3 protein-coding genes are annotated in these 3,159 nt (G+C 52.4%); all 3 read left to right on the top strand.

Annotation, left to right across the window (positions count from 1 at the left end):
- Positions 1–26 precede the first annotated feature (26 nt).
- The 3 genes from gmhB (at position 27) to ACFFJP_RS00515 (ending at position 2,983) form a co-directional block, all read left to right on the top strand.
- A complete protein-coding gene (gmhB, locus tag ACFFJP_RS00525) occupies positions 27–596 on the top strand; it encodes a D-glycero-beta-D-manno-heptose 1,7-bisphosphate 7-phosphatase (protein ID WP_377239346.1) in 570 nt (189 codons plus the stop codon).
- A 27-nt stretch (positions 597–623) separates the two neighbouring features.
- Positions 624–980 (top strand): hypothetical protein, encoded by a 357-nt coding sequence (locus tag ACFFJP_RS00520; RefSeq protein ID WP_377239345.1) that lies wholly within the window; start codon positions 624–626, stop codon positions 978–980.
- A gap of 764 nt (positions 981–1,744) precedes the next feature.
- Complete coding sequence (locus tag ACFFJP_RS00515) at positions 1,745–2,983, top strand: FIST N-terminal domain-containing protein (RefSeq protein WP_377239344.1); 1,239 nt, start codon at positions 1,745–1,747, stop codon at positions 2,981–2,983.
- The last annotated feature ends 176 nt before the right edge of the window (positions 2,984–3,159 follow it).

The raw sequence follows: 3,159 nt of genomic DNA, 5'->3' as shown, positions 1-3,159 counted from the left end.
AAACTGATCCGCCAGGAAGGACTCTGATGAACTCAAGCACTTTGACGACATTGCGCAAGGCAGCATTTCTCGACCGTGACGGCGTGATCAATATCGATCACGGCTACACCTACAAACCCGAACACTTTGATTTTATTGACGGTGTCTTTGACGCCTGCCGTCATCTGCAAAGCCTCGGTTATTTACTGATTGTGGTGACCAATCAATCCGGTATCGCGCGCGGTTATTACGACGAACAGGACTTCGCCGTGCTGACCAGCTGGATGAAACAGCAGTTTGCCGCGCACGGCGTCAAAATTGACGGCGTCTATTATTGCCCGCATCACCTTGAAAAAGGTCAGGTGCCGTACAATATCGACTGTGACTGCCGTAAACCCAATCCAGGCATGTTGTTGCAGGCTATCCGCGAATACGGCATCGATCCGGCACAAAGCCTGATGGTCGGCGACAAAGCTGCCGATATGCAAGCCGCTACTGCGGCAGGCGTTGCGCGCAAGTTTTTGGTTCGCAGCGGCAACCCGCTGAGCGATGAAGATCTGCAAAGTGCCGATCTGGTCTGGGACTCGCTGGCTGATGTGTGGCAAATCACTGAGTGATTGTAGTTTTATCTGGAGTAATGCTTGATGACACCTTGGTATATCGCGAGCGCCGTTGTGGCAAAAACATCATTGTTAGGGCTGGGATTGTTAACGCTCGGCCTCTGTATCGCTGCATTAATCGGCTTGCGTTTGTTTGGTTCAGGCTTAAGCCAACCACTGCAACAGCGGATCGGTCAGATTTTCCGCACCGGTTTATATCTGCACCTCGCAACTTATGCGATGTTACTGACTAAACTCACGCTGATCGATGGCTGGCAAGACGTGCCGGCTTTCCTGCTCGGCCATTTGGTGCTGCATCATGCAGTGTCGGCCCTGATCGCCACCATCCTGATTATCATGACCATCCGGATTTATAACCACCGTAGCGCCGGAGTGCTGTAAATACTGCAGCTTTGGGCAAATTGCAGAAATTTATCCTGCGGATGGCGTTGTGCTAACGCTAGCTCTTTGCCCTGCGTTCGGCTGTTTCGCCCGATGGGCGAGTTACTTTTTATCGCGATAAAAAGTAACCAAAAAGCGCTCGCCCGGTTCCGCTCGAAAGCACACCTGAAAAGTCGCCGCCCAAGGCGAAAATGTAACTCGCACGGCGCTAGCGTCGCCGTGCTCAGACACCCATTTTCTTAAAACCTTGGCCAACGATTTTCAGCTGGCTCGCTCCAACGGGCCGCCTGCTGCAGTAGTTAGATTTGCTTTTCAATTACTCGAAAAAACAATGAAAACAACTACAAAGCCAAACACCCGTTGGAGCGAGCCGTTGAAAAATGGCGATTTGAGGTTTTAAGAAAACGGGTGTCTGAGCGATTCGACGTTCGCGAATCGCGAGTTACGTTTTCGCCTCAAATCGGTATTTTTTAGCGGGCTTTCGAGCGGAACCGGGTTCGGGTTTTCTTTGGGTACTTTCTTTTGCCGAAACAAAAGAAAGTACCTCACCGTCAGGTGAAATCTTTGCTAAGCGAGCTCGCCGCAAAGGCAAAAATGATGCTCACAACCAAAGATCATCAGGTCAATGAATGTCAGCAACTGGCACAATCCCACCTTATAACTTCAAACAACGACCATTAAACGATTAAACGTGACAAATCAGGCTGATTTCTAAACAAAACTAGGTACAATAAACCACGACTCAGCTAATCATCAGGGATCCGATGCACGTTGTAATAGGGAACAGTACAGCAGTACAGGCATTTCAGGCCGGAGTTCAGGCCGTCACCACAGCGTTAAACGACCTCCCCGCTCAACTGACACCGCGGCTGGCGCTGGCATTTTGCAGCGGCGATCTCGACGCCCATGAATTTTATGCCGGTATGCGGCATTTACTCGGTGATTGGGTGCCGATTGTCGGCGGTTCAGCGATGGGACTATGCTGGGCCGATCAGTGTGTAACGCATGGCCCATGCGCTGCGGTGGTGATTATGGCGGGCGACGACTGGGAATGGCAGCTCGCGACCAGCCAGGACATTTATCGCGACCCGCATTTATCGGGCGAAGTTTTGGCTGGACAATTGCCCAGCCTGCCCGACAGCCGCTGCCTGCTGTTGTTTTTTGATTCGGTCCGGTTTGCTGCAACGCCACAACAGCCACCGATTTTAATCCCTGCAGGCCCAATCATAGCCGGCACCCATCACCCGCGTTTAAAACACATACCGCTATTTGGCGCGGGTTTGCTAGGCGATGGCAATTTTAATTTAACCTGGCAATTCTGTGGTGATGGTGTCAGCCGGCACAGTGCCAGCGCACTGCAGCTCGCTGGCCAATTCCAACTGGCTAGCTGCATCATGCACGGTTGTGTTCCTTTATCGGACCGCCACTTCACAGTCAGTGATGTGTTCGGCCCCTATCTGTACAAGTTGGATCAACAGCCTATCGTGCCGTTGTTTGATCAATTGACCGGTGGCCAGCAATGGCGGCATTTACAACACGGTCCAACCGGCAGGCCGTTGCCGGTCACCAGTCTGGCATTGGCGCGGCCATTGGGTTCTGATCCGGACGAACAACAGCTGGTCACGCGATTAATGACTGGTGTGTTACCGGACGATACTGCAGTGATGTTATTTGAGGCCGATTTAAGCAAAGGCCAACAAGTGATGTTAATGCGCCGCGACCCGGTTCTGATGATGCAATCGGCGCAAGACAACACCAAACGGCTACTGGCGCAGATTAAAGAGGCTGGTCAGCATGGCAAGCTGGCGCTGTACTTCGACTGTGGTGGTCGCATGTCGGCTATTAGCGGCAGTGATGGCGAAGAAGCCGAAATCGTGCGCGATTTGTGCACCGCCGCCGGCATTCCGTTTTTAGCCATTTATACCGGCGTCGAAATCGCGCCACTGCAAGGCACAAGCTATGGCCTGGACTGGAGCGGCGTGTTGGTGATCCTGACGCAATAGCAAAACAGTGCGCAGGCAGATGAACCCCGCGCACTGCCCATGCTGATTAGCCTTTGCGTTTATTCTTCACTTTCAGCTGATTTTCTTCACAAAGACCAATCAACGGCAACTGCCGCAAGATCTGCATCTCTGGGTCGATTTGCAGCTGATCCGACGCTTTGAGCAGCACCGGGCCC

It is taken from the genome of Rheinheimera tilapiae (genome assembly GCF_042432165.1).
GTDB lineage: Bacteria > Pseudomonadota > Gammaproteobacteria > Enterobacterales > Alteromonadaceae > Pararheinheimera > Pararheinheimera tilapiae.
Note: the sequence above shows the minus strand (reverse complement) of the source record. Positions and strands in the feature narration are given on the sequence as shown.